At 36.8% G+C, this 26,539-nt stretch carries 27 protein-coding genes; 5 read left to right on the plus strand and 22 right to left on the minus strand.

Features of this window, described 5'->3' with window-relative positions:
• Positions 1-14 precede the first annotated feature (14 nt).
• The 8 genes from ACZ5OK_RS15120 to ACZ5OK_RS15155 form a co-directional block, all read right to left on the minus strand.
• The gene (locus ACZ5OK_RS15120; RefSeq protein WP_343838218.1) at positions 15-1,289 is read right to left on the minus strand and encodes a TRAP transporter large permease; all 1,275 of its coding nucleotides are present in this window, start codon (positions 1,287-1,289) and stop codon (positions 15-17) included.
• A complete protein-coding gene (locus ACZ5OK_RS15125; RefSeq protein WP_343838221.1) occupies positions 1,286-1,774 on the minus strand; it encodes a TRAP transporter small permease in 489 nt (162 codons plus the stop codon). The genes ACZ5OK_RS15120 and ACZ5OK_RS15125 overlap by 4 nt, the downstream gene beginning before the upstream one ends.
• A gap of 190 nt (positions 1,775-1,964) precedes the next feature.
• Positions 1,965-3,005: a TRAP transporter substrate-binding protein gene (locus tag ACZ5OK_RS15130; protein WP_343838223.1), complete on the minus strand. Its 1,041-nt coding sequence runs from the start codon at positions 3,003-3,005 to the stop codon at positions 1,965-1,967.
• A gap of 59 nt (positions 3,006-3,064) precedes the next feature.
• Complete coding sequence (gene allD, locus ACZ5OK_RS15135) at positions 3,065-4,075, minus strand: ureidoglycolate dehydrogenase (protein ID WP_343838226.1); 1,011 nt, start codon at positions 4,073-4,075, stop codon at positions 3,065-3,067.
• Between the two features lie 12 nt (positions 4,076-4,087).
• Positions 4,088-4,639: a 6-phospho-3-hexuloisomerase gene (gene hxlB / locus ACZ5OK_RS15140; protein WP_343838229.1), complete on the minus strand. Its 552-nt coding sequence runs from the start codon at positions 4,637-4,639 to the stop codon at positions 4,088-4,090.
• Complete coding sequence (gene hxlA / locus ACZ5OK_RS15145) at positions 4,636-5,253, minus strand: 3-hexulose-6-phosphate synthase (protein ID WP_343838231.1); 618 nt, start codon at positions 5,251-5,253, stop codon at positions 4,636-4,638. The genes hxlB and hxlA overlap by 4 nt, the downstream gene beginning before the upstream one ends.
• 12 nt (positions 5,254-5,265) lie before the next feature.
• Positions 5,266-6,216, minus strand: a complete 951-nt coding sequence (locus tag ACZ5OK_RS15150) for a sugar kinase (protein WP_343838234.1) — start codon at positions 6,214-6,216, stop codon at positions 5,266-5,268.
• Complete coding sequence (locus ACZ5OK_RS15155) at positions 6,213-7,238, minus strand: LacI family DNA-binding transcriptional regulator (protein ID WP_343839010.1); 1,026 nt, start codon at positions 7,236-7,238, stop codon at positions 6,213-6,215. The genes ACZ5OK_RS15150 and ACZ5OK_RS15155 overlap by 4 nt, the downstream gene beginning before the upstream one ends.
• Before the next feature lie 405 nt (positions 7,239-7,643).
• On the opposite strand from ACZ5OK_RS15155, the gene ACZ5OK_RS15160 reads away from it, so the two are divergent.
• Positions 7,644-7,952: a zinc-binding dehydrogenase gene (locus ACZ5OK_RS15160; RefSeq protein WP_425542184.1), complete on the plus strand. Its 309-nt coding sequence runs from the start codon at positions 7,644-7,646 to the stop codon at positions 7,950-7,952.
• A gap of 835 nt (positions 7,953-8,787) precedes the next feature.
• Here the strand turns inward: ACZ5OK_RS15160 and ACZ5OK_RS15165 are convergent.
• From ACZ5OK_RS15165 to ACZ5OK_RS15190, 6 genes are all read right to left on the minus strand, one after another.
• On the minus strand, positions 8,788-10,149 hold the full coding sequence (locus ACZ5OK_RS15165; protein ID WP_343838237.1) for an APC family permease: 1,362 nt from the start codon (positions 10,147-10,149) through the stop codon (positions 8,788-8,790).
• Positions 10,150-11,067 (minus strand): acetamidase/formamidase family protein, encoded by a 918-nt coding sequence (locus ACZ5OK_RS15170; RefSeq protein ID WP_343838238.1) that lies wholly within the window; start codon positions 11,065-11,067, stop codon positions 10,150-10,152. It lies immediately after the preceding gene.
• An 80-nt stretch (positions 11,068-11,147) separates the two neighbouring features.
• Positions 11,148-12,503 carry a hypothetical protein gene (locus ACZ5OK_RS15175; RefSeq protein ID WP_343838240.1) on the minus strand — a complete coding sequence of 452 codons (1,356 nt, stop codon included), beginning with the start codon at positions 12,501-12,503 and terminating at the stop codon, positions 11,148-11,150.
• On the minus strand, positions 12,496-13,200 hold the full coding sequence (locus ACZ5OK_RS15180) for a response regulator transcription factor (RefSeq protein ID WP_343838242.1): 705 nt from the start codon (positions 13,198-13,200) through the stop codon (positions 12,496-12,498). The genes ACZ5OK_RS15175 and ACZ5OK_RS15180 overlap by 8 nt, the downstream gene beginning before the upstream one ends.
• Positions 13,197-13,943: a sensor histidine kinase gene (locus ACZ5OK_RS15185; RefSeq protein ID WP_464758221.1), complete on the minus strand. Its 747-nt coding sequence runs from the start codon at positions 13,941-13,943 to the stop codon at positions 13,197-13,199. The genes ACZ5OK_RS15180 and ACZ5OK_RS15185 overlap by 4 nt, the downstream gene beginning before the upstream one ends.
• Positions 13,944-14,665: 722 nt before the next feature.
• A complete protein-coding gene (locus ACZ5OK_RS15190) occupies positions 14,666-16,090 on the minus strand; it encodes an amidase (protein WP_343838247.1) in 1,425 nt (474 codons plus the stop codon).
• A gap of 503 nt (positions 16,091-16,593) precedes the next feature.
• On the opposite strand from ACZ5OK_RS15190, the gene ACZ5OK_RS15195 reads away from it, so the two are divergent.
• The gene (locus tag ACZ5OK_RS15195) at positions 16,594-16,929 is read left to right on the plus strand and encodes a hypothetical protein (RefSeq protein WP_343838249.1); all 336 of its coding nucleotides are present in this window, start codon (positions 16,594-16,596) and stop codon (positions 16,927-16,929) included.
• A gap of 345 nt (positions 16,930-17,274) precedes the next feature.
• Positions 17,275-17,553, plus strand: coding sequence for a hypothetical protein (locus ACZ5OK_RS15200; protein WP_343838250.1), 279 nt, complete (start codon positions 17,275-17,277; stop codon positions 17,551-17,553).
• Positions 17,554-17,944: 391 nt separating this feature from the next.
• Here ACZ5OK_RS15200 and ACZ5OK_RS15205 read toward each other — a convergent pair whose 3' ends face one another.
• The 3 genes from ACZ5OK_RS15205 to ACZ5OK_RS15215 form a co-directional block, all read right to left on the minus strand.
• Entirely contained in the window at positions 17,945-18,604 is a 660-nt protein-coding gene (locus ACZ5OK_RS15205) for a restriction endonuclease (RefSeq protein ID WP_343838254.1), read from the minus strand.
• Between the two features lie 118 nt (positions 18,605-18,722).
• Complete coding sequence (locus ACZ5OK_RS15210; RefSeq protein WP_343838257.1) at positions 18,723-21,479, minus strand: hypothetical protein; 2,757 nt, start codon at positions 21,477-21,479, stop codon at positions 18,723-18,725.
• An 82-nt stretch (positions 21,480-21,561) separates the two neighbouring features.
• Positions 21,562-21,756 carry a hypothetical protein gene (locus ACZ5OK_RS15215; RefSeq protein WP_343838260.1) on the minus strand — a complete coding sequence of 65 codons (195 nt, stop codon included), beginning with the start codon at positions 21,754-21,756 and terminating at the stop codon, positions 21,562-21,564.
• Positions 21,757-22,465: 709 nt separating this feature from the next.
• Here ACZ5OK_RS15215 and ACZ5OK_RS15220 point away from each other — a divergent pair.
• Both ACZ5OK_RS15220 and ACZ5OK_RS15225 read left to right on the plus strand, forming a co-directional pair.
• Positions 22,466-23,011 carry a competence protein ComK gene (locus tag ACZ5OK_RS15220; protein WP_343838262.1) on the plus strand — a complete coding sequence of 182 codons (546 nt, stop codon included), beginning with the start codon at positions 22,466-22,468 and terminating at the stop codon, positions 23,009-23,011.
• Entirely contained in the window at positions 22,989-23,807 is an 819-nt protein-coding gene (locus ACZ5OK_RS15225) for a DnaD domain-containing protein (RefSeq protein ID WP_343838265.1), read from the plus strand. The genes ACZ5OK_RS15220 and ACZ5OK_RS15225 overlap by 23 nt, the downstream gene beginning before the upstream one ends.
• On the opposite strand, the gene ACZ5OK_RS15230 is transcribed toward ACZ5OK_RS15225, so the two are convergent.
• From ACZ5OK_RS15230 to ACZ5OK_RS15250, 5 genes are all read right to left on the minus strand, one after another.
• Positions 23,802-24,269, minus strand: a complete 468-nt coding sequence (locus ACZ5OK_RS15230) for a transposase (RefSeq protein WP_343838268.1) — start codon at positions 24,267-24,269, stop codon at positions 23,802-23,804. The two genes, ACZ5OK_RS15225 and ACZ5OK_RS15230, sit on opposite strands and share 6 nt — an antisense overlap.
• A 313-nt stretch (positions 24,270-24,582) precedes the next feature.
• Complete coding sequence (locus ACZ5OK_RS15235; protein ID WP_343838271.1) at positions 24,583-24,843, minus strand: hypothetical protein; 261 nt, start codon at positions 24,841-24,843, stop codon at positions 24,583-24,585.
• Positions 24,844-24,968: 125 nt separating this feature from the next.
• The gene (locus ACZ5OK_RS15240; RefSeq protein ID WP_343838274.1) at positions 24,969-25,487 is read right to left on the minus strand and encodes a hypothetical protein; all 519 of its coding nucleotides are present in this window, start codon (positions 25,485-25,487) and stop codon (positions 24,969-24,971) included.
• A gap of 73 nt (positions 25,488-25,560) precedes the next feature.
• Positions 25,561-26,028 (minus strand): RipA family octameric membrane protein, encoded by a 468-nt coding sequence (locus ACZ5OK_RS15245; protein ID WP_343838277.1) that lies wholly within the window; start codon positions 26,026-26,028, stop codon positions 25,561-25,563.
• Between the two features lie 76 nt (positions 26,029-26,104).
• Entirely contained in the window at positions 26,105-26,518 is a 414-nt protein-coding gene (locus tag ACZ5OK_RS15250) for a TIR domain-containing protein (protein ID WP_343838279.1), read from the minus strand.
• Positions 26,519-26,539: the final 21 nt, after the last annotated feature.

The raw sequence follows: 26,539 nt of genomic DNA on the forward strand, positions 1-26,539 counted from the left end.
AAGCCCTCCTTTTATTAATCAAATAAGCTTGGTAAGAATAGTGTTAGACTTGGAATGAAACTAACCGCTAATAATACGAGTAAACTTACAGCTAAGAATGGTAGTAACGCCTTAGATGCCTGGCCAATGGACACTTTCCCAATACTAGATGCCACAAATAAACATACACCTACTGGAGGCGTAGATAAACCAATCATTAAGTTCAGTACCATCATGACCCCAAATTGAACGGGATCCATTCCAATTTGAGTGGCAACAGGTAATAACACTGGGAACAAAATCACAAGTGCTGCGATGGTTTCCATAAAGGTTCCTACAAAAAGCAGCAACACATTTAGTAGAAGAATAACGATTATTGGATTTTCAGAAATGGCTAAAATCGAATCTGCTACTAGTTGTGGAATTTGCTCACTTACTAGAATCCATCCAAATAGATTCGCCATTCCAACCAACACCATAATTCCCGCTGTACTAACCATAGAATCTAATAGAATCTTCGGAAGCATGTGCAGCTTTAAATCACGATAAACAAATATCCCGACAATTAAAGCATACACAACGGCTACAATAGATGCCTCTGTTGGTGTAAAGTAACCACTTAAAATTCCAAATAAAATAATAACCGTCATCATAAGAGCCCAGAAGGCGCCGAAGAATGATTTGGTAATAACGGAGAATGTTTGACGTTCACCTTTTGGATATTTCCTCTTTTTCGATATCACATACGTAGCAGCCATTAAGCATAGCCCGAGCAAAATGCCAGGGATAGTACCCGCTAAAAATAAATCGCCGATTGATACCGTCGCAAGTGTTCCTAAGATAATCATAGGAAGCGAAGGGGGGATAATAGGTCCAATTGTAGAAGAGGATGAAGTTACAGCTACTGAAAAAGGAGCATCATACCCTTCTTTTTTCATGGCGGGAATCATGACTGAACCAATGCTTGCAGTATCCGCTAGTGCTGTCCCAGTGATGCCAGCAAACCCCATGGATGCACCAACGTTTGAGAGACCTAAACCACCTCGTATATGCCCAACTAGCTTTTTTGCAAAGTCGATGATTCGTTCTGTAATACCACCAGCATTCATTAAGTTTCCCGCCAGAATGAACCCTGGAATACAGAGTAAAGTAAAGGAGTTAATACCCCCAAACATTTTCTGAGGGATTATATTTAAAGGAATATCGGCAATCAAAATATAAACCAAAGATGATAGACCTAAACTAAAGGCAATTGGTACGCTGAGAAATATTAGAAGGATAAAGGTTACAAATAATATGGCGGCCATCATTGGTTAACACCTTCTTCCTCTTCGTACTGATCTAATTTAAGTACGGCATAAATATTAAAAAAACTGTATAGTGCTAAAAATACAAATAAAATTACCATGCTAAAGTGAATGTAATACATTTCAATCGCTAGTGTGGCAGAAGATTGATTCTTCCCAAGTAATGTAAACTCGTAGGCATAGGATATTAAGAAAGCAGAAAACAATCCTAAAATCAGGTAAATCATTGCATCGACATATTTTTTAAGTTTTTCAGGAAGGAAATCGATAAATAAATCGACTCGAACATATTCACGTTGCTCCATCGCTAAAGGTGCTGCAAAGGCAATAGAGAAGATAAAAAAGAAACGTGAAAGTTCCTCCGTCCAAACAAAACTAAATGGTGAATAACGCCCTGTAATTTGGATGATCACAACGAGAACGAGGGCAGAAAAACTAGCAATCGTTAAAAATTTTAGTATCCGACTAAGAATGTGTATAGCTTGCATTGTTGCTCACCCTTTATAAAATTATGGGGTAACATACCCCCTGAAAAGCGCAAGCGCCTCGCTCAGCCCCGTCAGGCATAGGCAAGCCCTGAAGTGGCGGTTTTTGCCACAGAAAGGGCTGACTTATGATCCGAGGCGCTAGGTGCTGGAACTAGACACCTAAAGGGGGATATGTTACCTAATTAAATTTTTATTGTCCTGCTTCTACAATTTTATTAAATAGTTCTAATTGTTTTTCAGTTAAGCTATCTTCAACAGCTGGTTTCATCGCTTCTGCGAAAGCCTCTTGGTCTACTTCAACGAATTCCATTCCAGCATCTTTTAATTCTTGCTCAATTTCAGCAGTTTCAGTTTCATATAATTCTAGACCATATGCTTGTGCTTCCGCTGCTGCTTCTTGAACAGCTGCTTGCATATCCTCACTTAGTGCGTTGAACTGTTCATTACCAACTACAACATAAATCCAAGAATATACGTGCTCGGTTACGTTTACATAATCTTGTACCTCATTGAAACTAGCACTTTGAATTAAGTCAACTGGGTTCTCTTGCCCATCGATAACCCCTTGTTGTAGTCCTGTAAATACTTCACTAAAGTCCATAACCTGAGGTCTAGCTCCTGCTGCTTCCCAAGCATCCATGAATAAAGGTACGTTTGGTACACGCATTTTAAATCCTTCTAGATCTTCTGGTGATTTAATTGGCTCATTAGAAGTTAAATTTCTTGGTGCACGGATATGGTAATAAAGTGGTGTTACGCCAACCCCCTCTTTAATCGCATCTTCAATTTCACCACCGATTTCACCTTCTACAACTTTTTGTAAGTGGTCTTGACCTTTAAATGCATAAGGAACAGCCATCAATGCGGCTTCTGGAGCCCAGTTCGCCATCGTTTCTCCGGAAATCGTCATATCCACTGTACCAGCTTCAATTCCATTTAAAACCTCTGTTTCAGAACCTAATTGCTCATTTGGATAAATTTCGATTTGTAACTGACCATCTGTTTTCTCATCAACAAGCTCAGCAAACTTTTCTGCTGTTTTGTGCCATTGGTGGTCCTCATTAGATAAGTGTCCCATCTTCCAAGTAATCGTTTCGCCTGAATCTGAACTTGATCCTTCTCCTGCACTACCTTCATTTCCAGAACCTGAAGCGTCTTTCTCATTACCACTACATGCTGCTAAAACCAAAATCAGTGCCGATACAAACAAAAAGCATAGAAACTTCTTCATGATTAGTGACCTCCCATTTTTTAATAGATTAATATAAAGAAAAGGTTTTTCACCTTAACTTACGATTCGAGATAGTTGTAAATACTTTCCGGTACCGGGATTCCTTCTACTTGTCTCATTTCCTCGTTTAGCTGTTCTGGCTCACCAGGTACCATTACAGACTTAAAGCCTTCTGCTGGTTTTACTTCATGTAACTCATCAATCATCTTATCGATGTTTTGCATGAATTGATGTTGGTCAATGAATAACCCTGGACTAATCGTAATAATGGTATGACTTAAATGACGGTAGTTATTATAGTCCCCATACATGCTAGAAATACTAGGGCCAAAGGCAGATCCAGTTAGTACACCTGTTAATACATCCACTATAAGAGCTAGACCATAACCTTTAGGTCCACCAGTTGGAAGTAAATGTTTAACTAGGCTTGGGTCTGTTACAGGAGTACCATTTCCATCTACTCCCCAGTTGTTTGGAATCTCACTACCTGTTTCTCTAGCATGTAAGATCTTTCCTAAAGCAACATTACTTGTTGCCATATCTAAAATAATTGGGCGATGTTTACTAGCCGGAAAACCATAAGCAATTGGGTTTGTCCCGAAATAGGAATCGGCTCCCCCAAAAGGTACGACGGCGCTATCGGTATGCGTCATGATCATGCTGATGGTATCTTGCTCTGCTGCTTGCTGTGCGTAATAGGACAAAGCACCACAGTGACTACTGTTTATAATTCCTACGATTCCAATGCCATTATCTTTAGAGAGTTGAATCGCATGGTCCATCGCTTTTTTTGTAATCACATGACCCATTCCGTTATCTCCATCAAAAAGTAATGCTGAAGAACCTTTACGCTCCGTTCGGAATTCTGGGTTTGGGTTCATGCCCCCTTCGTTCATTCTCTCTACATAGTGCTCGGTTCGCAATACACCGTGTGAGCCCACACCGCGTAAGTCTGCATGTACAAGCACATCTGCTACATCCTCAGCATGCTCTTTGCTTACTTTAGCTTCGGTTAATTTATGAACAACTAATGACTTTAGCTCTTCCTTTTGTACGATGATGTCAGACATCTAATCTTCCTCTCATTGCAGATTGGCATGATTTCTATTCATCATGTCGTGAATATCTTCTTTCTCCGTCGTCATTGAAATTACCACAGCATCTAGCAACAGATGAACAGATTGGTCGAATTGATTCCCCATCGGCTGAATGGTTGCCGGTTCATCTTTTCTACGCTTTTTCGTGGCTGCTGGTATAATCACTTGATGGTCCACTAATGTTTGAAGCTTAGATTTTCTGTTGCTCGTGACTAAGTGTACCAGGGCCTTCGATTTAGCTGCTTGTTCAGCTACGAGCGCAACAGACGGGGTATTTCCTGAGCCACTGATGGCTACAAACAAATCCCCTTCTTGAATACTTGGCGTAATAGTTTCTCCTATCACATAAACCGTATAGCCTGCGTGCATAAGTCTCATCGCAAACGCCTTTCCCATCAAGCCTGATCTACCCTCCCCACAGACAAAAATACGTTTAGCTTGCTGCAGGGCATCTATGAAAGCAGTAACTTCCTCATGGTCAACATGTTTAGCTACTTGCTTAAGCTCCTCTAAAATTTCCAAATGAACACTCCTCATCTTTTTGAAATCACCTCCTTCATCGTACGACTGGCCTCACCCGGGTTACTTGCATTTGTAATGTAACCGCCTACAATAAAGACATCGGGTTTAAGCTTTTCAGATTGTTGAACCGATTTTGGTGAAATTCCCCCTGCCACAAATACCGTGAAATCATCAGATAAAGATCCGTAATGTTCAAAGGAGTTCCCCTCTGAATGATCTTGTGTATCTTTTCCAATATGGGCGGAGACGAGTTCTACGCCTAATTCTTTTAATCTAGCAAAACGCTCTACTGGAACCTCCAATAAATCGACCAACACATTTTTATACAATTCTTCAGCTACCTGAATAGAGTCGAGAATGGTTTGATCATGGGAAAGCCCCATCACTGTTGTAATGTCAGACCCGGCCTCAAGTGCTTGGCGCGTCTCATGCTTCCCCGCATCGCAAGTTTTCATATCCGCAACAATTTTCTTATCAGGAAACCGCTTACGAAAATCGCGAATGATATCCATTCCGTACTCCTTAATCACGCCAGTTCCAATCTCGATATAATCGATATGATCATAAGTCTGCTCTGTAATCGAGATACATTCCTCTTTTGTTAAACGGTCTAACGCAACTTGAATCATCCTCGTTGCCCCCTACCTTTCAACAGACTCTTTTTCCCCAAGTCTTTCTAGGACGTCATCATAATACGGCAGCCCTTCATTATCACCATAAACACCAACGACCATCGATCCAATTGTATTGGCAAATTGCAAAATCCGTTTTGGCTCCCATACGTTTAATAATCCACAAATGACACCCGCATCAAATCCATCTCCTGCACCGACTGTATCAGCTACTGTTTCCACTTTAACAGCTGGAGCTTCAACTATTTCGCCGTCAGTCCAAACAAGTGAACCATCTACCCCAAGCTTGATGAACAAATGAGAAATATTATATTGCTTAGCTTTTTCGATCAGTTCAGTTACATCATTCGTACCAAATAGCAATTCAGCCTCATCTAACCCAGTCAGTAGGTAATCCACGTAAGGCATCCATCTTAACAACGTTTCACGTGCCTTTTCCTTACTCCAAAGCTTCAGTCGAATATTAGGGTCCATGGAAATTTTCACGCCATGTTTGTGAGCTAAAGTAACAGCCTGTTCAATCACTTGAATGTTTTGCTCACTGATTGCCGGGAACACCCCCGTTATATGAAGCAGCTTAGCCTGTTGAAAGTATTCTTCATTTAAAGATTCTGGAAGTAATGTCTCAGTAGGTGATTTATCCCGATAATAAAAAGTTTTTCCAGACCCGTCTTCTTGGATTTCTTTAAAATTTAGGGAGGTTGGATAGCCTTTTTCAAGTTTGACCTCAGATACATCTATGCCTTCACCTCTAGCAAAGTTGTAAATATGCCGGCCAAACTCATCCTTCCCTAATCGGCCAATCCATCCGACATTGAGGCCCAGTCGAGAACATCCAATCGCAACATTAAATTCTGCTCCCCCTACCTTTCGTTTAAAGGAATCTGAAAACCGAAGGGGACCTGTAGAACTTGGGTCAAATGTAATCATGGCATCTCCGATTGTGATAACATCGTTCATATACGTACACCTGCTTTCTCTGCTGATTTTCTAACGATTATTGAAGGGTCAAATCGATATATTTGTGCACCCTCACTCTGGTTGGAATCATCAAACTTATCGAGTAATAACTCTACCGCCTTTTCCCCCATTTCAAAGGTTGGTTGTGCGATTGTAGTTATTGGTGGATTATGAATCTCCATAAAGTTTACTTCATCAATGGTCACTAACCCGACATCACTCCCAATTTTCAAGTCATGCTCCGAAGCATATTTCAGGAATTCCATTAAGGTTAAATCGTTTCCTGAAACAATGGCCTGTGGCGGTTTTTCTAACTTAAAAAGCTCAGCTATACCTTTTTTTAAAACCGGGAGATCTCTTGATTTGATGTAAGCTTCACGTATCGGGAGATCAAACCTTTTCATTGCGCTTTTATAGCCTTGAACACGCTCAACCCTTGGTACAACAGCCGTATCAATAGAAGTCGTTAAGACGGCAATATCCTCATACCCATTGGTGAGCAAATGTTCTATAGCCATATGAATAGCTTTTTCGTTATCTAGCATAACCGCATCACTGTTCAAACCGTTTACATATCGGTCAACAAAAACAATCGGAAAGTTTGAATCTACCAATCTTTTATAAAGTTCTCGATTCCCACTTGTAGGAAAAACGATTAAGCCATCCACCTGTCTGGCTAATAGAGTTTCTATATAATTCTTCTCTTTTTTTGGATTATCATCTGCATTACAGATAATAGTCGAAAAATCATTTTCGTTTAACGTATCTTCAATCGCTCGAATCACCTGGGTAGAGAAGGAATGAAGAATATTCGCCACAATAACCCCTATCGTAGCTGTGCTTTTCAGCTTTAAACTTCTGGCTACATTGTTAGGTTGATAGTTTAATTCTTCAATAGCTTGCTCTATTCTTTCCCGAGTCTCTTCCCGCATGTATTCATATCGTTCGTTCAGGAATTGAGATACAGTACTTTTCGATACCTTTGCATACTTTGCCACGTCACTAATCGTCGTTTTTTCTATTGTCATATTTGTTCATCCCTTTACAAAACCGGTTTACTAAATCGGTTTACTAAATCGGTTTAATGAAACTATAACATAATGAAAACGCTTTTAAAATAGAAAATTTAAATTTTTTAAATATATTGGTGAGAACAAAAGCCAAAATGCCTTGGTCACCCCCGACAGACATAAGGTGAAGTTCTGGCGTTGCGGTTTTGCTGATTAAAGACATGGGATAAATTTAAGGCATTGCATACGTATTGTACAACCCCGCCCCCTATCGTCCGTTAAAGAAACAACCATCCCTGATTGCGTTGTGTGAGGACCGGCTTTTAGCCCCTAAACCGAAAAACTTAACTATGGCACAGGCTACTGCACTTCCCCTGGTTACAATTACAGCATGGGAATCGCTCTATAATCGTGCTCATGTACAACAGGGCAAACTGTACTCGTCCACGTAGCTACGGGTGGTGTAGGTCATATTGCAATCCAGCTCGCAAAGCTCGCAGGTGTAGAGGTATTTACTTCGGCATCACTGAGAAAAAATTAAATATTGGCAAGCGTCTCGGAGCGAATGCGACAATTAATTACAAAGAAATGCCAATAGAGGAGTACGTAGAAGAATATACGGATGGCAAAGGGTTTGATATTGTATTTAGAAAATCTGGATCTATCGTTCAAGGCCGCTGGCACCTATGGAACTGTACTATGGATTGCTGTACGTTCAGTGCATGATTTATCTCCACTTCATTCCAAAGCTCTATCCTTACATGTTACATTCATGCTTTTTAAAAATAATTAATAAAGCCCATAGACAGGATTACGGAAACATCTTGAAAGAAGTACCAAGTCTTATCGAGGAAGAAAAAAACTACAACCACTCGTAAACGAGCAAATTTTTACTTTTGATAGAGTCAATGATGCAGATGCCTTCTTGGAATCAGGAGAGGCTATTGGAAAGGTTGTATTAGTTAATGAATGGTGATTAATGTATTTTTTACTGATAGCTTTATACTGTGTATTAAGTACGTCTTCTTACACAGTTTTTTAATTGGAAATAAATGATAATGAGAGCTGCTCAAGTTATTTCAAAAAATCTTCTTCACAAAGTCTTCCTCTACCACTTAACTGTTCTTATCCCAATTTCACTAATTTTTACGATAACCCGATTCTTGCAAATGATCCAACCCCAATCCCACGTGTCATAGATGATTACCCTTATTTGACCAAAATGAGTACTGGGTATAAATCTCCAAAATATTTGAAGGTGGGACAATGTACTGAAATCCCACAGCAGTATTTGGCGCCAGGTCTATTGGATTACTTCTAACTGAGTATTTACGAAAAGCAGGAGCCAGTAAAATTTTTGTGATCGAGTAAATGAACAGCGATGAGAGTTAGGTTAGGACTGGCAGCAGATATTATTATTGACCCAACACAAGAGGATATAGTTAGTACTAATGAATTGAATTTAGCCTGTAGAGAAGGATTAAGCTTCTTTTCTCTACAGGCTTTTTAATTTTAAAGAAGTGGTACCAGATACCGATCATACCGGGCAGACCTACAAATTTTACTCTTCCAAGTCCAAAGAAGTATCTTTCCTGGTAACCTTGAGTATGATTAGATATACAATACCAAAAGCTAACCATATAAATCCTAATTTTTTAGATAACGGATCCAAATTCAACCATACATACCCAATAATAGCGAACCCAATTAGAGGTAATACCAAGTGTTTAACATAGTTTTTACTCTTCTGCTTTTTCACGAAATAAATAATGACCGAAACGTGTAAAAATAAAAATGCAGAGAGTGCTCCAAAGTTTACAACAGAAGCTAAAGCACCAATCTTTGAAGCAAAGAATGTCGTTACTATTAAAGATATAGCTGCCACAACTAATGTACTTGCATATGGAGTCTTGAACTTTGGATGAATCTTTGATAAAAACTTCGGCAGTTTACGGTCTCTGGCCATACTATATAGAATACGTGAAATTGCTGCCTGTGCAACTAAGGCATCCGCAATACCCCATGCGAGAGCCGTTGCAAGGATCGTCATCCATTTCATCCATGTACCACCAGCAATTTCTGCAATTTGATAGAAGGCTACATCTACATTTTCAAACGTCGTATAATCTGGCCAAATAAGGGCTGCCACCCAGGTTTGGATAATAAATAGAGTTCCGACCACTAATAATGAAAAGATAATCGCTCTACCTACAGCCTTGCTACCACCTTTTGATTCTTCAGCTAAGGTAGAAATAGCATCAAAGCCAAGGAAGCTTAATACTGCAACGGAAACAGCACCCATCACCATACTCATACTAAAGTTGTCTTCATTATAAAGTGGCTTAAATGTGAACTCCGCTCCATTTACCCCCTGGATGATAGCTGTAACTCCTACTGCAACAAAAATAGCCAATACAATTAATTCTAATACAACAATAATTTTATTTGCTCTTGCAGTAAATTCAATTCCTAATACATTTATGACTGTATTTATACCGATAAAGATAACTAACCATAAAAGTAACGGTATTTCAGGAACGATATCATTTAGAGCTGCGGCACTTACCAAATACAGCAAAGCAGGAACAAAGATATAATCCAATAAGATGAGCCAACCCGCAATGAACCCGGCTGATTCATTAATTCCTCTCTGAGCATATGAATATACAGATCCTGCTATCGGGAAAGCTTCAGACATCCTTGCATAACTGAGTGCGGTGAAAATCATACCAACCATACCAATCAGGTAAGCAAGTGCCACCATACCATTTGAGCCTTGAGCAACCTCACCGTAAATTCCAAAAGGTGCTATTGGAACCATAAAAACAAGACCATATATTAATAGATCCCAAAAGGTTAATGAGCGTTTTAATTCTTGTTTGTAACCAGTACTGGGTTGATTGTTTGTGGATATTTCAGCCATTTACTTTTCCCCTCTTCCAAACAGTATAATATCATAAGCTTCTAAGATTGTTTTAGGTACAAAAAATCTTGCTGTTTTTAGCGGGTCCACAATTTGACTGATTTGAGATTGACCAGCAGCACTCATTAGCATAGTAATTTCTGATAAGGATAGATTCGTATGCGGCTGTAATAAGTCAATCATTTCTTCAACCGCCTGATCTGCAGCATCATCCAATGATTCCTTTGATACTAAGTAAGCGATTCCTTCCTCATTTTCAAGTAAAGGGTAATTTAAGCTATATCCCTTGATAACATCTACAGTAACGGTTACTTTAGCTGGAATTTCAATACCAGACACCCCTACTTCACCATCTCCCATTGCCGCATGCAAATCACCTAAGGCCAAGAGAGCACCCTTTTGAAATACAGGGAAGTTTAACGTTGCTCCAGTAGTGACTAAAGTTGTATCCATATTACCTCCGTGTGCTCCAGGGGTACCGTTGTTGACTGCATCACCTTCAGGGGCAACACCGATTACTCCGATCATGGGGTTTAAGTCTAATTCAAGCTTCTCATCAAAAATCGCTTTATTATTTTTTACAGGGATAATTTTGACACCAAAGTTTTTAATCCTATGCCCCATAACACCGAGTTCCGGACCAACAACCATGACCCCTTTATCTCCCAGTTCAATATTCTCAATCTTTACTTGCAAAATATCTCCTGGTTCTGCCTCTTCTACATATATAGGCCCTGTAGCCGGATTAATCTGGTTCCAATCAATTGAATTAAATTCCGTCTTCTCTGATTGGATTTGATTTTGGAAACAGTCAAAGGTATTAATTTCAACCTGTGAACCAGACTTTACCGTTAAAGCAGGTTCGTTTTCTTTATCCATAGCATACACGTAGGATTCCTCAAACAACTTCTGTGACATATTTATTCCCTCCTAACAATGATTTGAGAACTATTTTACTAGGTTTCTGTTCTTTTTATTTACAAAATTTTATCATTATTTTATAAAATTTTATTTGTTTTCTGATTATTTAGTTTAATAAATACAACCCAAATCATGGATGTAACGATAACAACTATAGGAGAGACCAGCCATATGTCTGAGATCCATTTGGATAATAAAATGCTAAAACCTATCATCAGGGATGTTGTATAAAAGTAAAGTTTTAAATGGGATCGTCTTTTTACATTCATTAAAAACATAGGGATACCAACAGAAGAGTAAAAAGCAATAGCCAATGAAATCCACTCACCTGTGATTTTATAGGTAAACATGACCAGAACCCCGGAGAGGAATGTAACCATCATTCCAAAAAAGTATCCCATCCTTAACAGACGATAAGCAGTCCAATTGTACGTACGACTTTTCAGGATAAACAGGAATATACTTATTATTGAATATAGCTGTGTACTTACACCAAGCGTAATCGATGCTAAAAAAAGGATTGTTAGTAAGCTTAGAAAAGGACCATTCATCTGACTAATTATGGTGAAGAAGGAAAAAACCCCCTTAGAACCAGAAACTGCAAATAAATAAACAGAAAGGACAAAAAATAATAGCAATAAAGCACTCCAGGAAAAAATAGATAATTTTAATGCAGTTAATCTGTGATTTGATTTAATCGATTGAATGGATCGCCAGAAATAAAAACTGGTACACACTTGTCCAAATATAGTCATGATTATCGTGAAGGTGATAAGAGTTATATCAATAAAACTCCCATCAAGAATACTCGCAAAGTTACGGTTAATATGTTCATATACATTCTCTATACCCGTGCGCATATAAACCGTTAATCCAATAAAGACTCCAATAATATAAATACAGAAAAATATCTTTGAGCCAATATAACGTACTCCATAATAACCACCTAAGCCAAAATAGCTAAAAACAAAACTCAGGAATAATAGAAATCCCACTAACAAACTGGTCTTAAAAACCTCATCAAAAAGAAAACCTAATATGGATAGCTCAACTAAGAGTGAAATGAAATTAGATAGCCCAAAAACAATAAGAATATACAAACTGAAATCATTTGTCACATTCTTATCAGTCAAACTAAGAACTTTTTTGTTATTCTCATTTTCAGTAACTTTCACCAATAAGAAGTAAATGGCACATGCACTAATAACAAAAGCAAAAAAACTGGACAATTGAATTTGATTCGTTATATAAATTGGTAGATAGAACACTCCCCCAGTCACGAATTGAATAATTAGCGCATAACTTCCCTCACTTAAACCCGCATCACGATTAAATAAAATATAATGATTTACGCTTTGATGTTCACCAATTTTTTCTATATAAACAATAAGAAGTCCAAAAGCGATAAACAATATAAAATACCAATCAATCATATTTATTCTCCTTAAACTGACTAGGTGTCATCCCTTCTATTTTTTTAAATAGATTGCTGAAATGATTTTGACTGGAAAAACCAACTCTTTCTGCTACTTCAAAAAGTGTCCATTCCGGTTTCTTCAGGATAAATTGTTTCGCTTTCTGAATACGATAATAGTTGAGATACTCTGTAAAATGAATACCTGCTTCTTCTGTGAACTTTTTACTTAAATATGCTGGTGTTACATAAACCCGCTTTGCTATATCGGGGAGTTGTAATTTTTGATTGTAGTCCTCCCGAACAATGTCCAATACTTTATTAATGGTTTCTGATTTTGTTTCAATATCAGGATTACTCTCTAAAAAATGATCGATAACTTGAAAAAACTCACTTTCAATAACAGGCTTAACCAAATAATCCATTACTTCTAACCGTATGGCTTTTTGGGCATAGGAAAAATCCTGATAGGCTGTAATAAGAACAATGCTCGTTTTAATCTCGCATTTTCTAATATACTCACATAGATCAAGTCCAGACTGACCTGGTAAATGAATATCAATTAAAGAAAGCGGAATTTTCGTTTCCTTAAAAATCTGTTTTGCTTCAACTGCATCTTCAGCGGTATAGATTTCCCAATCTGGATATTTGTTTTTTATTAAAAATGACAGTTGTTCAATTTCCAAAGGCTCATCATCAACAACTAAAACATTCATATTCTTCCCTCCGGTGTATAGGGCCAAATAGCTTTTACTTCTGTTCCTTTTTCACTCTTTTTCAGTGATACTTCTGTATACAAATCAAATATTAATTCAAACCTTTTTCTCACATTTTCCAGGCCCATCCCTGTGTTACGGTGATGTTCTGGTTCTGAGTCGCCATTATCAACAACTTTTAAAATTACCCAATCTCCGTGCCTTTTCAGTTTTATCACCAATTGTTTCGTTCCTCTTTTTTTATCAAGCCCATGTTTAAATGCATTTTCAACAAAAGTTTGGAGTGTGTATGGGGGAAGTATACTGTCATAAGCTGCCTGTTCAATCTGATATTCAATATCTAATTTGCTTCCATAACGCATTTTCTGCATGGCCAGATAATTTTTGGTATGATTAATTTCACTTTCAAAGCTAACCAGGGATTCCTTATTTTTACTTTGATATTTTAAAAATGTAGAGAATTTTTCCATCGAAAAAATCAGATCATTATTTCGCTCGAGTCGGGCAAGAGACATCATCGTATTGAGACTATTTAATAAAAAATGGGGTCTGATTTGCTGACTTAACTGAATATATTCCATCTGTTGCACCTGTTTTTCAAGTTGTATTTGTTTATTTTCCATTTGTAAGTAATCAAATTCCTGCTCCAATAATTTTAGAATAGTAAGCACCACCAATGAAACGACTGAAGCTAATAAACATAGAAATATAATGATAGAAAAAATAAGCCCATCATTCATCATTATCAATTCCTTTTCTTGATTAGAATCGCTTAAAACTATCTATAATGAGAACATTTTATCATATAGCCATGGAGAGGTTCCTGTTATTCTAACCTGAAATATTAAGGAAAAATAAGGTTTCTATCAGAGAAGATAATTTAATGAAGAAGAAAAACGAGATACACTACAATTAAGTAAAAAATGGAGAGTAACTAAACTAGAAGAATCTTATCCTATTTCTTTTGTTATATTTGGAGCAGATTTCAATGAAGCAACAACAAGTTGAACGGAAAGGGCTGCAAATTTATTGGATATTACAGTCCCAAAAGTTATAAACCACGCAACAATTACCGGTGCCATTGAAATTGGTCGCCATCCAGGTCTATTACCCCTTACATTTCTTTCTTCTAAAAAATATTTGAAGATAAAGGACTCCTTGCCCTTGACCTGGTTAAGCGACTATATATTAAAAAAAGCGAATCCCATAAATCATTAGTTTTGATTTACGGGATTTATTTACTAAAGTAGGTCAGACTCGTTCATATAAAGTGAAACTTCCATCAGTGAGGTTTTCCATCGCCCACTGATGGTTAGTTGAACTTATCAGGAATTTACTGGCCATTTATCCCCCGCTCCTAGTCTTGTTGTGTGATCCTAAAGACCTGAAGTGGGGGATTACGGACAGTTAATGCGTGATAAAGTATTGACGGAGTTGAACGAAGAAAACTAGAAACCGGGACAGCTCACCTGTCCCCCTGTCCCAACAACCCAGGCACCCGATCTCCCAACGGTTTCATCTGCTCAACTGCATACCCTACATTCAACAGCCGGCTTTCACTAAACTCCGGCCCCATAATCTGTAAACCTACCGGCAATTGCCCATTAAATCCACACGGAACGGACAATGCTGGAATTCCACTAAGATTGGCCGGGCCTGTCAGACGAATAAAGTTGCTTAGTAAATCCACATTTTCCCCGTTCAGATCAACGAGGTCTTCCCCTATATTATTAGGCATGACGGGTAAGGTCGGTGAAATCAGCACGTCTACCTTTGTGAATATTTCCCTAAATTCCTCGATCAGCTGTTCTCTTACTCTTTGCGCCTGGGCATATGCAGTTGAGGAAGGAAAGGCACCTGATAGGAGAAATCCTTGAATATCTTCTCCAAAGTCTTCTGGTCTGCTTAATATACTGTTCATATGAATAACGGAAGCTTCGGATACATTGAACGTAAACATGGCCGATTGTGCATCCTTAAGAGCTGGGATGTTAACTTCCTCTACTCTTGCTCCCTGATCGACAAGAGCCTGAATTGCTGCTCGGGTGGATTTTTCAATATTGGAATCGATGTTGTTGAAAAAGAAATCTTCATTGACCCCAATGACTAAGTCTTTCACATCGCCAGTTATCTTATCTAAGTAGTTTTCGACAGGTGTGTCTGCGGAGGCTGGGTCTTTTTCATCGTGTCCAGCGACAATTTCCAGTAAACCAGCTGCATCTTTGACTGTTTTCGTCATTGGTCCGACATGATCCTGCGTCCATGACAAAGGATACACGCCATGTGCACTCACTCTTCCACGGGTAGGTTTTAAACCGACAATCCCGCAAGCTGCTGATGGAATGCGTACCGAACCAGCTGTATCTGTTCCAATCGAAGCCATACTTGCACCAACGGCAACAGAAGCCCCGGAACCACCACTCGAACCTCCAGGAATTTTGTTAAGGTCCCACGGATTTCTTACGCCCCCATAATGCGGGTTATTACTGGTAATGCTCATCGCATATTCGTGCATATTTAACTTTCCGGTAAAAATCACCCCTGCCTCTCTAAGTTTAGAGACAATGGCTGCATCATATCGGGGAACAAAATCTTTATGTATTTTCGAACCCATCGTCGTTACTTTGTCTTTAAAGTAAATATTATCTTTCAACCCCATTGGAATCCCATGATACATTCCACGGTAATTTCCATTCAATATTTCCTCTTCTGCCTTTTCTGCAGATTCTTCCGCCTCTTTACGATAAATATCTAAGTACGCATTCGTTTTTCCCTGACTCGCTTCCGCACGGTCCAATACCACCTTTGTCAATTCGACAGGTGAAAGTGCCTTCGCTTTCATGAGAGCTGCTAATTCCTCTACTGATTTTGTAAATAGTTCATTTGTCAATGTGATACCCCCATCGTATTTGCTTACCAAAATTGGTATTATTCAGTCTTTTCTGTTCATGGTTATTATAGGCTTTGCGTAACAGGGGTTGTCAAATGAAGTGGCTGGTTGTGAGGTTTTGAAGGGTGGTGTAACTGCTAAACAAAAGTAACTGTTTCTGCCAGATAAGATTGAATACTTGATGGAGCAGCAGAGGTCGACGACAATGACTTGTATATGATTATTAAGCGGTGATTCTGTAAATAATATCTTCTGCCCAGCATCTCTTATAGACAAATGACCAAGTATGTCTTTAACAAAAGGACAATAGTGATCTAAGTGAAGATTTGTTATTAATACCTGATATCACTTATATAAATAGTAACGAGTATAGGGCGTGACTACATGTATTCCGGTTTGATTTAGCTATTTTAAAAAGAAATTGCCAATAAAAGAAGGATTATTCATTGTGTATGTTAAATTGTGTAATTGTTAGTTTAAAAAAACTGATAGGATGGTGAAACATGAGAGTTGGTGATATCTATGTTTTTTATGACCATGATGAAACGTATAAAAAAGTAAAAATAATTAATGTTAGAGGTTATGAACAAATAGAGATGACGGGAATCCAAGAGAAATACGTTGAGGCAGATGTGGTAGACTTTGAATATACAGACTCTAGTACTAGGAAAAAATACGGAAGTGAATTATATCAATCAAAGCGATTTAGAAAAATTGATAGGGAGCCTCATTGTTGGAGTTGTAAAGACAATCTGAATGAAAAAACTGATCATATTTGCCCCACTTGTGGCTGGATTGTTTGCCCTAACGATGGGGGTTGTAAGTGTGATAAACCATAAATCCATAAACCATTGTGATATTAAAGAAATATATTGAATGTTGCAATGTTTATAATCAAGCCCAAGAGGATTATACCCTTGATCCTCATTAATAAACAAACAGAGTCAATTAATGTAGAAGTTCATAAATTATTTAAAAGACTCTGGTAAATTCTTTTGTGGAGAAGATTGGTACTCAGAAATTAAATCAGTTTCGTTTTAAGCTAGTACAAAAACTTGATAACCAAAGTGTTTAGAAATTGAAAAACGAACAGGGATTACAGGAGGAGAAGCTAATAAGTTTTCTTTCATAAGGATATGTCACAGAAGGGGAAAAAGCATGCAGTAAAGCATCATGACCTAACCATGATGAATAAAATTTGGGGCTCACCTGTACTTTGCAGGAAAGCTCCTCATGTACGTCCTTATCTTGAAATCATACGCATAATGGGGTTATTAACTTCTACTGAATTAACTTTAATTGAAAAATACGCGCGTTTTGCAGAAGTACCATTTCAAAACAAGAAAAAAATATATGCGAATCAAATTTTGAAACTTTTAAAAGAAAAAGAACCCCGGGAGCAAATCTTATTTAAGGAAGTTGAGATGATGGGTTTTCAGTGTAAAGCACCTCCTGCAGCGTGAGTATTACTCTGATACCCTATATAACATTCCTTTAAGTTGGTAAAACAAGCTTTTTAAATTCTCTCGTTATTTCAATTTTTCATCCTCCAATAACTAAGGCGCTGAAATCAATCGTCGCAGCTTTCAATTACACTTTCACTTTTGTAAACAAATTAGAGATTTGCCCTCAAGGGTACTACGAATCTTGTAATTAAAAATCTATTTACGATTTTCCAATAATTGGCGAATATCAAAAACATTAATGTATTTTTTCAATTTTTTCTAACCGCCTCCGTCCGTCCAATAATAAACCCAGTTATATTATTCTCATTAATTTCAACACGTACCTGTTCCAGAATTTGGCCAACTCTGATCTCGTTTTACTAGTTTTGTAAAAACATTCGTTTAACAATCACAGGGCTTTTCCCTTTTTCTCGTTCTGCCACTTTACAATATTGTTTTTCACCCAATTCAATTCATAACAGAGCATTTGGTAGTCATCTGCTTGCCTCAAAGCGTCTTTAGTATAGCCGGAAGTGGTTATAAATCGTGATAGTACACATCCCTGATTGCGCTTGGCGGAATGTAGTTCTCTTATTTGGCTTACAGTAATTTGATTTCCTGAGCCTATATAATGTTTGATTTGAATAGCTTCAGCCTCATGGTGTTTATTATAGATGATTAGATCTACACCACCGTCAGCTCCCTCTTTCGTTTCTTTTGGTTTATATCCTTTGGCCTTAAAGTAAAGAAAGCATAATCTTTCAAATTCTCGCCATGACAATTCTTCTAAACCAGAACATATTATATACTTATCTTCTCGCAGCCGATTTGGTGAAATATTATTTAACTTTTTGTTCTTGCCCTTCTTTTTACCTGAACTACTTTTTTTACTTTTTTTGTCTGGCAGAATAGAATATATAATTCTCTCTATTACAGGTGCTGCAATTATCAGACTAAGTAATATGTAGAAATTAGTACTTTTGAAAACAATCCAGTATAAAAATAAACTAACTAATAGAAATAATGATGCAACGGTATTAGAAATTGTCTTTTTATCTTTTTTAGTCACTTATTAACATCCTTTGCCTATTAATCACACTTTTATGGTTATTCATATCTAAGTTATAGAAGGTATTGGCTTTTCTTAGTTCTTATACATAAATCGTATTATAGTATCCGGAATGATATTAGTCTTCCAATTGGTATTTCTGCAGATATTCCTTTCCTTTCTCTCGAATAACATAATTATTGTCTACACTAGCTTTTTGCATCATTAGTTTGGTTATTTTTGGATTAATGACTATTAGCTGATCAAAGTCATTAATAATAGTATTCTTTATATAACCACTATCAAAATCCATAATTTTTGATAACTGAGTTAAAATTGTTTTTTCCGTATTAATAGTTATCATTTGTAGTAATGCTTTAGTGGCGAAGAATCTCACATCATGATTTTTGTCATTACTCATGGATAATACGAACTGCAAGGTCATAAATAAAATATCTTTGTCTATTTTTTCTGCGTACTCATCATTCATTAAATTATTAACCGCTTTTAATGCTTCAATCTTTTCAAAGTCGTCCAGCTCAGTATATCTACTTATGACATAAAACATTGCTCTAAAGTCTACAACTCCACACAGTACCTCCAAAAGCAAATAATTAAATTCAAGCGTAGTAGCTGTATATCTATCAATAAAATCGTTTTTTACATTTTTAACAACTTCCCTATTGTTCACTATCCTTTTATATAGATTATCTTTAATAGCTATGTCATTTTTATATTTTGCGATAAATACAATTAATTGAATTGCGCTTATTTTATCTGAGATTAGTTGTTTTTTATTAAGTAATGTTTCTAACGCAGTCTCAATAATTAAATTTGCTAAGTCCCCTGCTATCTCTAACTTATTGTGATTTATTATATTTAATATCGTCTTATAGGGATCAGAACCGAAGCCTGCATATAGTCCATTTTGACCTTGAGTGTTATTACGTTCTTTTATTTCTTCAATATAATCCAGTATGTGTTTCTCATCATATCCAGAGGAGTCTGTCATTGTTTCTATCTGATAAACTTTTTTACTGTGATCAGGTAGATATTTCATTACATTTTGGTGTAAATCATCACATAACTCTGGTTTAGTGCGGCTAATGGTTATTACTGCATCCAATAATTTATGAACTTTATCACGCTTATCTTCATCCTTTATGATATCGTTAACTAACAATATGATCTGCTTTGAGTTTTGATCACTTACATATTTAAGACCCATACTTGCTAGTAAATCAAATATATCATCGTAAAATCTGTACACTTTTTTTGTTATTGCATTAATACATGTTTCAGCAACTTTATTATTATCCATTCTTAGATGATTGGCCTTTAAGGCTTCAAAAATATGATTACCATTAACAAATACCCGATTTTCTTCCTCAATCCAATCATTGACCATATTTAAAATTTCTCTTTGTATATTTGCATAATCATAATCTGAGAAAAAATAACCCAGGTGCTTAAATGCTTCCAAAGTAGAAATCATTCTCTGGTGCTTTATTGGTTTAGTTTTTGAAAATTCATATATATCTAATGCATCATTTGAGTTCATTTTCCCAAAAACATCATTAAAGGTATTGATATAGCTATTTATTTGCTTTTTGTTCCCTCTGTATATAGCCATCTTCAGTAATAAGACACGGAATTGCCATTCTTCATATTTTTCACTGAGATAAAAAGCAATGCTTTCTAATCTGTCGACTGTAATCAGAATATGTGTAAGTGAACCATTATAAATGGCAATTGCAAAAATACTTGCTACTAATTCAGCAAAGATGTCAATATGATTGCCAAAAGTCACACTGTAAGGAGATTGAGTCCTTTCTTTAATTCTTTGCTTATCAAGCTCTTGATATAAGCTATTTGTGAAACGGTCAAGAATAGGATAAAAAAGTGGTTCACTCATCCCATCTATCTCTTTTTGTGCATCATTTTGTAGAGAATATTGATTCCTCTCTTCACCATAACTTCCTTGAACATTTCTAAGATCAATTAATATATCCTGGATTAACCATTTCGGCAAAGAGTATTCTTTGGCTTTATTTAATGCATCTTTTAAATGTTTTAGACAGCTGGATAAATCATCCTGCCAGTAACTCTGTATTGATTTCCAGCGTAACTTTACAACCTTATGTAAATTACTGCTTTGTTGATTTTCAAGATAGTCAAATAGCAAGGATGTATTAAACTCCCTTATGCTTCGTTTACCAAATACCAGATGTAAAAAGTCCTCACTATAATCATCTAATTCATTTGTTTTTTTTATATCACTTTTAAAGTTAGACATCTGATTTACTATAAAATTCTTTGATTTGTCCAAACCTTTTAGTATACTCTTATTCATTGATTCATCCGCTTGAAATCCGGCTTCAATTTTTACGTCTTCATAATCATCGAATTCTGGATCTATCAGACGGTTTTTGGTGTATAGTTTATATATTTTCACAATATCATTAATCAGACTGTCATAGCCTGTCGCAACAAAGTCAGTAAAATTTTCTACTACATAAAACCGATAACCTTTAGCTCCCATCAGTTCATTTTGAATTTGGGTAGGCGTCTTTTCTTTTTCATTACAAAATAAATATATTGACTTCTTTGATTTTGCCTTTGCACGATTAATTTCATTTACGACAGCTTGCGTAACATCATCTTTATTATCAATAAGAAAGATACACACATCACTGTCATCAATTTCATATAAATATTCCTGTTCAGCAGAAAGAGTAGATCCTTGACGATTTTTTTCAAATAAATATACATTTGCTAATCCTGTTTCTTCTATAAGTTGTTTTAATTTTTCCCTTACTTCATCATATTTCGGAATACCACATTGTGAACTTATAAACACTTTTATTTTATCTGTGACTTCAGTATCAACCATCATTCTCACCTTTTTTAAAAAAATTATTTCGCTCTTTTCTTTCTATCTGCAGCCGACTCTATATGCTTATCTTCCACATTATACTTCATAAATCAAAATACTCACTTGCGTCCTTTTCATGCTCTCCATTTAATATAGGAAAATAATTGTTACACTTATCTATTTCACTAATAAACTGATTTACTTTTGATAAAAAATCATTATCTACTTCAAACCCTTTCCCAATTGCTAAAAACATAGGTCCTTCCAACCAATTGAATTTCAGTAGTGAGTCAATCATATACCTTACCAGTTATTTTGAACACCATTTTCAGAACAGTATATTTTGTGATTCTTTAATTTTTTGTAGATAATGTTTCAGGAGTTAGTGTTAAAATCCTTACCTCTTAAATATAATCAAAGATTCTAATAATAAGTATATTTCTACAAATTTCCGCAAAATCCTTCCCAAAATTTGTATTATTAATCCTTCCTACTATCATTCCTTTCTTCACAATCAATCCCTGTTAATCCCCACCACCTTGTTTATTGCGACCTACAGGTCGCTTGGGACAATGTACCTGTCCCCATGTCCCGCAAAAAAACTCCGTCTTAATTCCAAACGTGCTGTGTCTTGTCTTTATCTCCCAATAGATAATTTAGAAAAAAGGGAGATCGTTTTGACGGATCAGGAATTACAGTTGGTGATTGGTAGATTTCTACGCAGGAGGAGAATGGAAATGGAAAAGGAAATCAATGTTCATTCTATAGAGGAGATCGCTTATCAAGCGTGGATTCATGACAAAAGTTTAGGGAGAATGGAACGGGGAGAGACGATGCCTTACGTATTCAATCTATTCATCTTTCTAAAACCCTGCATATCCCATGGGAATTACTTGATGAGATCAAGAAGAACATGAATTAACCCCATTCTCCTCCTCTTATCCTCCGCACCAGCCTCGAGTTTCGATTTGTTTAACCCCAATTTCCCCACAAAAGGAGTGTCCCCAATGACTGAAATTCTGAGCAACTACCGCATTACCCCCTCCACCATCGCCTTACTGCCCGCCAGACATTTTGACTATGACACCATCGTATTAGAAAAAGGCCGCGAACTTTATATAAGAAAAACCCCCTTGCAGCTAATCAAGAGGGCCTGTCTGGAGGCTGGGTCATCTTATGATGGGAGGAGGCAGTACATTATGTATCAAACGAGCTTCCGTCACAAGGTCCCCATTCCTATTTATCCCGACCAGCAAATTTATGCCTTTCCGACTCATTCCCCTAACGACTTCAACTGCCAATGGATTTTTTATCCCCACATTGACTCGCTTATCTCCAATCACACCGCTTCGAAAAAAATCCATCCATCAATCATCCGATTTAGAAACGGGGATGAACTTCCACTTAAGGAATCTTTTTACCTGCTCGAAAAACAAATCCAGCGAACGGCGATCTGTATGCTGCGCTATCAATCCGCTATTCAAAATCAATTCCCATCCAAAAATGATAGAAACGAAAGGACGATCCATAATGAATTATATTCAAGAGATTAATGCTTTTTATACGTTAGGCGTAACCAATCCTGTCTCAAATTCTGCCGTGAGTCTTTGGCATGCGTTAATGCACATTAACAATCTGACAAGATGGAGGAAAACATTTACGGTCGCTGCTACGGTTTTAAAAACGAAATCCGGGTTAAAGGATAGTGCGTTTAAGCGGGCGCGAAAGGAACTGGTGGACAAAGGGTACATTCACGTCCGATCCCGGGGAGGAAATCAGGCTCCGGAATATCAAATGGTCAGCCTGTTGGCCATTATGGACCACAGCGCGAACCCCAAAGCCGACCACACGATGGACCAGAGTACTGACCAGAGTTTGAACCACAGTGCGGACCCATTAATAAAAGAAAGAAAGACGAAAGAAAACCAAACCAATCCTACAACAACAAATGCAAAAACTGCATCCGTGATTTTCTTTGAGGAAAATGCAGGTGAACTGCCTACCTATATTCAACATGATGTCCAGGAATGGGCTCAGTCTGTTGGTGATGAACTGGTTATCCAAGCTATAAAAAGAGCCTTAGAGCGAAATAAGGCGAACTGGGGGTATGTGAAGAGTATTTTAAAAAGCTGGGAGAAAAAAGGGATTACCAGTGTTGAAGAAGCAGAGGGAGAGGAACAGACTTATCAAAAGCAAAGGTCCAAACCGCGAGTTTCACGGAAAAGAGAAGTGCTGCCGGAGTGGTTTGAAGTGGAGAAGGAGAAAGAAAAGCAGCCTTTAGCTAAGAAAAGTCGTAAGGAGATTGAGGATGAGAAGCAGGAGCTTGCGGGGTTACTGGCTAAGCTATAGATCGTACCCTGTACTCCGCTCCCGATCTACATAATCGAAATAACTGCTCCACTTATAATCATTCAATTCCGATACCATGTTGGCTCGGAGCGGGTTTAAGTGAATATATTTATTTACCTCTAATTCGTACTCTACATTATGTAAATATTCAGAAGCATATCGGCTTTCGAACACATGACCTGTGAATTTATATTTTTTGTTGAAGTATTTGGCATAATTGAGGTGAACCTGCTGAAGGATTCTTCCGGGATGATGTTCATGTGGCTGCATCTGGAGGTGAACATGATTGGTCATAAGGCAGTAGGCATGGAGTGTAAAAGGTTTGGTTTGTTTTACCTCTTCTAAAATCCTTAAGTACTCCAGGAAATCATCGTCCTCATGAAATAAAGTCGTCCTCCTTACTCCACGAGTGGTTATATGCAAATTCGCACCAGGAAACCAGATCCTTTTCTGTCTTCCCAATCTAGCAACCTCCCATGACTGATTTTCAAAACGGTGACGTGATATCTATGTTTCTATCTTATCCAAGAACCCGGTGCTAACTCAAACTAGTAAAATTTAAAATTCTCAGTGGGTAAAAAAACATATTCCAGAGTATTAAAACGATATTTTATCAATCACAAGACACTCAAAATAGAAGTTTGAACTAATTCAATACAAAAAAATAAACTTGCAGGAATTATCCCACAAGCCCTTTCTATCCACCACATAGGGACAAACACCCCTAATTGTCCATTTGTGGTACCGGGTACGGATATCACGCCGCCAATAGTAGTTATTGTTGACAAAAACGGTCAAACTTTGGGTTAATGGCAAAGTTCTGTGTTTTCGATCCATATGAAAAAGTATGTTCAAGTGTAGAAATCATGTCATTATCCACTAAAGTTTGTAATGCATCCCTTACGATTGGCTCACTGTACCCATCTATAGCAGCTGTTGTGATAATTTGATTGATTGACGTTATACGATTTTTGCTAATCACTTTACATAATAAATCAAATAGACCTTTATCAATGTCCTTAATCGAATTATTCACTTAATGTCACTCCTTTTTATCTTCATTACTTTTATTAAATTTATTTTAGATCATTGTTAATACCCAAAGTAGACAAAAATAGTGTAACAACTCCTATCCTAGTAAGAGAAGTAATCTTATATTACCTAATAATATAGTCTTGGTGGTGTACCTTTGCTTTGAACAACCTGCCTAACGTATCCTTTCCATTTCTCCATTATTTGGAGAAATTCAGCACCTTCTAAATAATCCTGTGTATCTTCATTTAAATCAAATTCTGGTAAATAAGTTCCAGTCACACCTTTCTCTCTTAAAATTAGTATGGGAAGTCCTAATTGAAAGGCCATAGCTGGCTCAATATGAGAATACGGGCTAGTCATCCAGACATTTGAAATATCTTTCGAGTCTTGTCCTTCTAGATCAGGCGAATACTTAAACGATCCGTTATTTATGTAATATCGTCTATAAGCAATTGTAATAATTCCATTAGATTCTAGCATTAACCTTCTAATTGCTGTCAGCGGTGCATCCATATCGTAATCTGTAACACCGAGAGTTCTTGGTTCAAGACCACTACTCTTCAAATATTGCTTAATTTCTTCCACAAATTTCTCTTGAACTATTTGATGTGGTTTAGGATAACTTAAAAATACCGAAGTACCCAAAAATATCGCTCCTTATTGTACAATCCGCCTTTTAAGCAATGATTTAAATTGGAATATTATTAAGATAAATCAATTACCAAATTGAAAAAACCTCAAATAAATAATAAAGGGCTATTATTAAATAAGGAAAACCAAGATAAATTGGCACTTTTTGTTCAATCTGAGTTAAACGTGTATAATTTTCTCCGTTTCCTCGTTTAAGGTGATTCCATTCCTCATAAAAACAACAGTAAGGAAGCTGTTTTTCAACCTCATGAATAACTTTAAATCGGCCTGTGTTCAATTGTTTATACGACTTTATATGTACGTACCACGTATAGCATAGTAAACCGCCTAACAAAGAAATAATTAGTATCATTGTGTTTGGAAAGTTATTTTTAATAAAAAGTGATACTATAGCCAATAATCCTGAAAGAACGGTAATATAAAACTTATTTGTGTTCCCTCTTTGCACAGTTGTGTTATCTGTTAGTTGAACATATAACTTATACTGTTCTAGCAAATGTTCTTTATAATTATCACCGTACTCTTCTTCATTCACAAACAACACCTCTTAAATTAAAGTCAAATTAGATAAAATCACTAGCATACTAGTGTTTTATCTAACATACTTTTATTTATCCCAGTTCTTTTATAGCATCAATTATTGATTTTGACTGCCATTTAACAATACTGTCCGCATTATCCTTTACACGTTTTGAAGTCCTTTCTGATGCCCAAGGTTCTACAGCAATAATAGGTTTTGGTACAATAAATTCTGTTTTGCAAATGTCAATCTCTTTATCAATCCACTTGCTGTGACTGGAATAAACACCAGCCAGTATTATAACCACACCGCTAGGACTGACTTTCTTTTTAATTGCTTCATAAAGTTCTTTTTCATTCTTAGCATTATGAATTGGATCATTTTTAGGAACAGAGTAATTTTTATATAAAAAATTATCATCCTTATCAAGCAATTCAATTAAACCATCATATGCATCTGAATATGTCCATGAATGGCTGATAAAAAGATTGTAAGTTTTAGGCATACTAAAAACCCCCTCTGTGTT

Source organism: Salinibacillus aidingensis (assembly GCF_055393355.1).

Bases quoted from the DNA above. Each gene is read 5' to 3' on its own strand.
- ACZ5OK_RS15210 (WP_343838257.1), bottom strand. From the start codon at position 21,479: ATGATGGTTGATACTGAAGTCACAGATAAAATAAAAGTGTTTATAAGT.
- ACZ5OK_RS15200 (WP_343838250.1), top strand. From the start codon at position 17,275: ATGATGAATAAAATTTGGGGCTCACCTGTACTTTGCAGGAAAGCTCCT.
- ACZ5OK_RS15215 (WP_343838260.1), bottom strand. From the start codon at position 21,756: ATGATTGACTCACTACTGAAATTCAATTGGTTGGAAGGACCTATGTTT.
- ACZ5OK_RS15195 (WP_343838249.1), top strand. From the start codon at position 16,594: ATGAGAGTTGGTGATATCTATGTTTTTTATGACCATGATGAAACGTAT.
- ACZ5OK_RS15220 (WP_343838262.1), top strand. From the start codon at position 22,466: ATGACTGAAATTCTGAGCAACTACCGCATTACCCCCTCCACCATCGCC.
- ACZ5OK_RS15180 (WP_343838242.1), bottom strand. From the start codon at position 13,200: ATGAATGTTTTAGTTGTTGATGATGAGCCTTTGGAAATTGAACAACTG.
- hxlB (WP_343838229.1), bottom strand. From the start codon at position 4,639: ATGAGGAGTGTTCATTTGGAAATTTTAGAGGAGCTTAAGCAAGTAGCT.
- ACZ5OK_RS15250 (WP_343838279.1), bottom strand. From the start codon at position 26,518: ATGCCTAAAACTTACAATCTTTTTATCAGCCATTCATGGACATATTCA.
- hxlA (WP_343838231.1), bottom strand. From the start codon at position 5,253: ATGATTCAAGTTGCGTTAGACCGTTTAACAAAAGAGGAATGTATCTCG.
- ACZ5OK_RS15160 (WP_425542184.1), top strand. From the start codon at position 7,644: ATGTACAACAGGGCAAACTGTACTCGTCCACGTAGCTACGGGTGGTGT.
- ACZ5OK_RS15130 (WP_343838223.1), bottom strand. From the start codon at position 3,005: ATGAAGAAGTTTCTATGCTTTTTGTTTGTATCGGCACTGATTTTGGTT.
- ACZ5OK_RS15150 (WP_343838234.1), bottom strand. From the start codon at position 6,216: ATGAACGATGTTATCACAATCGGAGATGCCATGATTACATTTGACCCA.
- ACZ5OK_RS15225 (WP_343838265.1), top strand. From the start codon at position 22,989: ATGAATTATATTCAAGAGATTAATGCTTTTTATACGTTAGGCGTAACC.
- ACZ5OK_RS15125 (WP_343838221.1), bottom strand. From the start codon at position 1,774: ATGCAAGCTATACACATTCTTAGTCGGATACTAAAATTTTTAACGATT.
- ACZ5OK_RS15175 (WP_343838240.1), bottom strand. From the start codon at position 12,503: ATGATTGATTGGTATTTTATATTGTTTATCGCTTTTGGACTTCTTATT.
- ACZ5OK_RS15165 (WP_343838237.1), bottom strand. From the start codon at position 10,149: ATGGCTGAAATATCCACAAACAATCAACCCAGTACTGGTTACAAACAA.
- ACZ5OK_RS15170 (WP_343838238.1), bottom strand. From the start codon at position 11,067: ATGTCACAGAAGTTGTTTGAGGAATCCTACGTGTATGCTATGGATAAA.
- allD (WP_343838226.1), bottom strand. From the start codon at position 4,075: ATGTCTGACATCATCGTACAAAAGGAAGAGCTAAAGTCATTAGTTGTT.
- ACZ5OK_RS15120 (WP_343838218.1), bottom strand. From the start codon at position 1,289: ATGATGGCCGCCATATTATTTGTAACCTTTATCCTTCTAATATTTCTC.
- ACZ5OK_RS15185 (WP_464758221.1), bottom strand. From the start codon at position 13,943: ATGATGAATGATGGGCTTATTTTTTCTATCATTATATTTCTATGTTTA.